The following is a 5539-nucleotide window of genomic DNA, read 5'->3' on the forward strand; positions in this document are numbered from 1 at the left end:
GACCCGTTACGACAAGCTCGCCGTACGCTACGAAGCCGTCGTCATCATCGCTGCGATCAACCAGTGGCTCAGTGCCTTATGAAACACGACCTAGCCCGTGACCCATTTCGATGTCCTCGTCCTCGGTGCCGGCCCGGGCGGATACGTCGCCGCCATCCGCGCGGCGCAACTCGGCAAGTCGGTCGCCGTCGTGGAGGAGAAGTACTGGGGCGGTGTCTGCCTCAATGTCGGCTGCATCCCGTCCAAGGCGTTGCTGCGCAACGCGGAGATCGCCCACATCATCACCCGGGAGAAGGACATCTTCGGCATCACGGGTGAGGCCGGCATGGACTTCGCCGTCACCCACAAGCGCAGCCGTGGCGTCGCCGAAGCGAGCGCCAAGGGCGTGCATTACCTGATGAAGAAGAACAAGATCACTGAGATCAATGGCTGGGGCACCCTCACCGGGCCCACGTCGATCGACGTCGTCAACGACTCTCAGACCTCGTCCTACACCTTCGACAATTTGATCATCGCCGTCGGTGCCACGGTGCGGCTGGTGCCGGGGGTCACGCTCTCCGAGAACGTGGTCACCTATGAGGAGCAGATCCTCACCGATCAGCTGCCGAAGTCGATCGTCATCGGTGGTTCGGGCGCGATCGGGGTGGAGTTCGCCTACGTGCTCAAGAACTTCGGTGTCGACGTCACCATCGTGGAGTTCCTGGACCGGATGGTGCCGACCGAGGACGCCGATGTGTCCAAGGAACTGCTCCGCGCCTACAAGAAGCTGGGCGTCAAGGTGCTGCTGTCCACGGCGGTCAAGGGCGTCCAGGACACCGGCTCCGGCGTACGGGTGACGGTGGCCCCGTCCGCCGGCGGGGATGAGCGGCTGATCGAGGCTGACAAGTTCCTGGCAGCCTTCGGTTTCGCGCCGCGTACGCAGGGCTTCGGCCTGGAAGCCGCCGGCGTCGCGCTCACCGACCGGGGTGCGATCGCGGTCGATGCTCGTGGTCGTACCAATGTCGAGGGCGTCTATGCGATCGGTGACTGCACCGGCAAGCTGATGCTCGCGCACACCGCCGAGGCGATGGGCGTGGTCGCCGCGGAGACGATCGCCGGCGCGGAGACCATGGAGATCGACTTCGACATGATCCCGCGGGCGACGTTCTGCCGGCCGCAGATCGCCTCCTTCGGATACTCCGAGGCCCAAGCGAAGGAGAAGGGATACGACGTCAAGGTCGCGCAGTTCCCCTTCTCCGCCAACGGCAAGGCCCGCGGGATGGCGGAGGGCGTCGGATTCGTCAAGGTCGTCGCGGACGCGGCACACAACGAGTTGCTCGGCGCGCACATGATCGGCCCGGAGGTCACCGAGCTGCTACCCGCGTTGACGCTGGCCCAGCAGTGGGACCTGACGGCCGACGAGGTGGCCCGCAACATCTTCGCTCACCCGACCCTGTCGGAGGCGATGAAGGAGGCCGTCGAAGGCATCGCCGGCCACATGATCAACCTCTAGCCGTCCCCGCACCACCGCCCGCATCGGTGCGCGATCGACGGCCCCCTTCTCCGGCCACCGGTCTATGTAGTCCAATCAGCCAGGTCCCCTCGCGGGTCGACATCGACGGCCTGGGCGTCGGCCGCAGCCAGGCGGTTACGTCCTTGTGCTTCTCGGAAGGGCGCGCGACGGGTTGCGCGCGCGTTGACACCCGCTGCGGCGGGACCTTAGGTTGGACTAAATCGTCCATTGTTGGGTCGCTGTCATCATCGGCCCCAACCGTGAGACGTCCACCACTAGAGACCGTTGAGTCTGGAAGAGAGCACAGGGTGACAATCTCCCGTGGCTTCTTCGGCCGTCACGATCCGCGTGCCGTCGATCTGCCGCCCGGTCAGCATCTGACTCACGGATTCCCCGTGCTGACGGCTGGGCCGACGCAGCTGATCTCGACGGAGGTGTGGAGCTTCACCATCACGCCGGAGAGCGGCAAGCCGAGGCGGTGGAGCTGGAACGAGATGATGGCCTTGCCCTCCGAGGAGATCGACGTCGACATCCACTGCGTGACCCGGTGGACGAAGCTCGGCACCCACTGGCGGGGCGTGGCACTCGACACCTTCTTCGAGGAGATCGAGACCGGCGACGAATACGCGATGGTGCACTCGTACGGGGGCTACACCACGAACCTTCCCTTGGAGGACCTTCTCGGGGGCAAGGCCTGGATCGTGTACGAGTTTGAGGGAGAGCCGCTGCACGCCGAGCACGGCGGTCCGGCCAGGCTACTGGTGCCGCATCTCTACTTCTGGAAGTCCGCCAAGTGGGTGAAGGGCATCACGACGCAGCGCACCGATGAGCCGGGCTTCTGGGAAGGCTTCGGCTATCACCACTACGGCAACCCCTGGCGCGAGGAGCGCTACGCCGGTGACTGACACGAAGCCGACCGGGGGCCGGGCCGACGGCTCCCCGGAGGAGATTCCGCCGGCAAGGAATCCCTGGCGCAAGGCAACGCTCGTCGGTCTGCACCCGCAGTCCTGGCATTCCCGGACACTCGCTCTGGACGTCCCCGGCTGGACCGGACATCTGCCCGGTCAGCACGTGGACATACGTCTCACAGCCGCGGACGGCTACTCGGCCCAACGGAGCTACTCGCTGGCGGAGCCCGCCACCGCCGACCGCGTCGCCATCACCGTCGACCTCCTGCCTCACGGCGAGGTCTCGCCGTACCTGGTGGAGAGCATGGAGCTCGGTGACGAGCTCGACGTGCGCGGGCCCATCGGCGGATGGTTCGTCTGGGAGCCGGGGGACCCGTCCATCGGGGACGGCCCGGTGCTCCTGATCGCCGGCGGATCAGGGGTGGTGCCGCTGGTCACCATGCTGCGAGCCCGGAAGCGAGCAAGGGATTCGACGCCGACGATGCTCGTGTATTCGCTTCGCGGCCCTCGTGACCTCATGTACGGGCCCGAGCTGGAAGAGATGTCGGCCGACCTGTCCGCGCCAGGGTCCGCCGAAGTGCGCTTCGTCTACACGCGCAAGGTTCCCCACGGGCACCCCCGTCCAGCCTCGCACCTCGCGATCGAGGACATCAGACCTCCCTCCGCGTGGCCGGAGCCCTTGGCGGCCCGGGTCTACGTGTGCGGCTCCTCCGGCTTCGTCGACCACGCCGCAGGGCTGCTCCACAAGGCGGGATACCCCGACGATCGCATACGCACGGAACGATTCGGACCAACAGGAGCTGACCGATGACCTCAGATCTCTCGCCCCCGGCAACGCCCGATGGCGGCGCCGAGTCGGGCGCGGTCCTGGACGGCAACGCCGCTGCCGGCGACTTCGCCGGGATCCTCGCCGGCGACCCGACCACCGTCACGGTCCGCTGCGGTAGCTGCGGTGCCACACAAGCATTCGGGCAACTGATGGCATACATGGGCGGACCGGGGACTGTGCTGCGCTGTCGCCAGTGTGAGGCGATGGTCGCCCGCCTGGCCAGGACGCCACAGGGCACGTGGCTGGACCTCTCGGGCTCCAGCTCATGGTTGTTTCTGCCCGCTCCAGGCCCCGCCTGACCGTGACCGCCGGGCGGCCAACGCAGCGTGTGCACGTCAGGGCGTGGTCCCACTGCCCGGGCCAAGTGATCTCGATGCCGGACCGTGCCAGGTTCTGGCCCATCTGGCCGAGCGGCAGCGCGGCTTCCGCGGCGTGCACCGTGAACCTGGCCGGGCAGTCCTGCTCCAGGAGGCGCTGCAGGCCGCCCCGGCATCGAACGCCGAGCCTGGCTGCTCCTGCTGACCGCGCGCGGCGTCATCACCCTCCCGATCATCGCCGTACGAACCACCAGGACAGAAGCACGGCAGGAACAGCGACATCAAGCGCGGCAGATCACCGGCACACAAGGGAAGAAGCCGAAGGAGCGACGGTATCCGGCGCCTGGCTGCTTCTTCGTCCTCCATCGCCTACGCCGGGTTGTTTCCAGGCGTAGGTTCGTCGCCAGATTCACCAGGTGACGCGGAGCGCTACGGGTCCGATGTCGACCGCGTTGCGGGTCCATTCGATGTGGTGGACCGGGTCCTGAAGCTGAAGGTCAGGCAGTTGACGGGCGAGTGCGCTGAGAGTGGTGCCGACCTCCAGGCGTGCCAACGGTGCGCCCAGGCAATAGTGGAGCCCGTGACCGAACACCAAGGGCGGGCTGGACTTTCGTCCGGGCAGAAACCGGTCGGGTTCGGGGAAGCGCCTGGGGTCTCGGTTGGCGGCTTCGAGCCGGACGAGGACCAGGTCGCCGGCGCTGATCGGGACGCCGGCCAGCTCGAGATCATGCTGGGCATAGCGGGGAAACGGTTCGCCGGTCAGTCCGGCCTGCATGCGCAGGACTTCCGCCACGGTCGCGTTGGCCTGGTCAGAGCCGGCGGTCGCCAGCGTGGCGAGTCGCCCTTCAGTGAGGAGCCGGATCGTGCCGACGGAGATGGCGTTCCTGGCCGACAGATAGCCTGAGGAGACGATCGTGGTGGTCATGGCTACGAGCTCGGTGTCGCTGAGCCGCCCGTCGTCGGTGTCGCGTACCGCGATCAGGCCGCTGAGCAGGTCGTCACCGGGTTCCTTGCGTTTGGCTGCGACCAGTCCAGCGGCGTAACCGCCGAGCGCGTCCCACGCCTGTGCGGCCGCGGCCATGTCTTCTTCCGCGCCGAAGACGAAATCCGCGGCGCTCGCGGCGTCGGCCAGGTCGCGGAATCGCTCGCGCTCGTCGATCCTCACGCCGAGCAGCTCGCTGATCACCGTGATCGACAGCGGGGTGGCGAGTTCCGCGACAAGGTCGGCGGGCGGGCCGCCACCGGCGACCGCCGACACATAGCCGGCGGTCAGCTGCTCGATGCGCCCGCGCAGTGCGGCAAGACTGCGAGGGCTGAAGGTCTTCGACACCAGGCGACGGAGCCGGGCGTGGGCCTCGCCGTCCTGGAACAACGTGTCGTTGCCGGGGAAATCGGTGCCGGGTGGCGCCAGCCCGAACCCGCGGTCGGACAGGACCGCTGTGACGGCATCGTAGGAGGTGACCAGCCAGGCAGGTTGCCCGGCCGGGGTGAGGACCCGGGCGACGGGCGTCCTGGCGCGCAGCCGCGCGTAGGCCGGAGGTGGCTCCATGGGGTCGGGCCGGTCGAACGGCAGGGTCGGCGTCGTGGTCGTCATGTGGGCACCTTTCACCGGCGATGAGCGGGAGTCATCCGGCTTGGCCTCGGCCAGTTCGTCGGGTCGGCGATAGAAGTCCTGGCCGCGGGCCGCCACCTCAGGATCGGTGGCCCGTGCGGCGTACCAGGCGGAGGAGTAGCCGTTGGCACGGCGGGACGCTTCAGGCAGAACGCCCTGGTGGTGGTAGTAGCGCACAGTGCGGGTCGAGACCCCCAGCAGCGCGGCCAGTTCTCCGATCCGCATGCCCACAGTTAAGACCTTGACGTCGCGTCAAGGTCAAACCCGGTTTCCCAAACTTATAGGAGCTAGTGCTGTGACCGGAAACGATCACCGGGTTGGGTGAGGGTTTCAGGCAGCTGGGGCGAGGGGTCGGCCGCCCCAGCGGATGCCCTTCTCGCT

The 5539-nt window shown here is 67.5% G+C and carries 5 protein-coding genes; 4 read left to right on the top strand and 1 reads right to left on the bottom strand.

Features of this window, described 5'->3' with window-relative positions:
• The first annotated feature begins 97 nt into the window (after positions 1 to 97).
• The 4 genes from lpdA to AB0K12_RS48325 all read left to right on the top strand — a co-directional run bounded on the left by lpdA (position 98) and on the right by AB0K12_RS48325 (position 3528).
• Positions 98 to 1492, top strand: coding sequence for a dihydrolipoyl dehydrogenase (lpdA, locus tag AB0K12_RS48310; RefSeq protein ID WP_364576136.1), 1395 nt, complete (start codon positions 98 to 100; stop codon positions 1490 to 1492).
• A 395-nt stretch (positions 1493 to 1887) separates the two neighbouring features.
• The gene (locus AB0K12_RS48315) at positions 1888 to 2397 is read left to right on the top strand and encodes a molybdopterin-dependent oxidoreductase (RefSeq protein ID WP_364576138.1); all 510 of its coding nucleotides are present in this window, start codon (positions 1888 to 1890) and stop codon (positions 2395 to 2397) included.
• Positions 2398 to 2485: 88 nt separating this feature from the next.
• Positions 2486 to 3211 carry an FAD-binding oxidoreductase gene (locus tag AB0K12_RS48320; protein WP_364576142.1) on the top strand — a complete coding sequence of 242 codons (726 nt, stop codon included), beginning with the start codon at positions 2486 to 2488 and terminating at the stop codon, positions 3209 to 3211.
• On the top strand, positions 3208 to 3528 hold the full coding sequence (locus tag AB0K12_RS48325; RefSeq protein ID WP_364576140.1) for a DUF6510 family protein: 321 nt from the start codon (positions 3208 to 3210) through the stop codon (positions 3526 to 3528). The genes AB0K12_RS48320 and AB0K12_RS48325 overlap by 4 nt, the downstream gene beginning before the upstream one ends.
• A gap of 427 nt (positions 3529 to 3955) precedes the next feature.
• Here AB0K12_RS48325 and AB0K12_RS48330 read toward each other — a convergent pair whose 3' ends face one another.
• Positions 3956 to 5383: a cytochrome P450 gene (locus AB0K12_RS48330; RefSeq protein WP_364576144.1), complete on the bottom strand. Its 1428-nt coding sequence runs from the start codon at positions 5381 to 5383 to the stop codon at positions 3956 to 3958.
• Positions 5384 to 5539: the final 156 nt, after the last annotated feature.

The sequence above is a fragment of the Nonomuraea sp. NPDC049419 genome (assembly GCF_040676995.1).
Taxonomy (GTDB): Bacteria; Actinomycetota; Actinomycetes; order Streptosporangiales; family Streptosporangiaceae; genus Nonomuraea; species Nonomuraea salmonea.

Bases quoted from the DNA above. Each gene is read 5' to 3' on its own strand.
- AB0K12_RS48330 (WP_364576144.1), bottom strand. From the start codon at position 5,383: ATGCGGATCGGAGAACTGGCCGCGCTGCTGGGGGTCTCGACCCGCACT.
- AB0K12_RS48325 (WP_364576140.1), top strand. From the start codon at position 3,208: ATGACCTCAGATCTCTCGCCCCCGGCAACGCCCGATGGCGGCGCCGAG.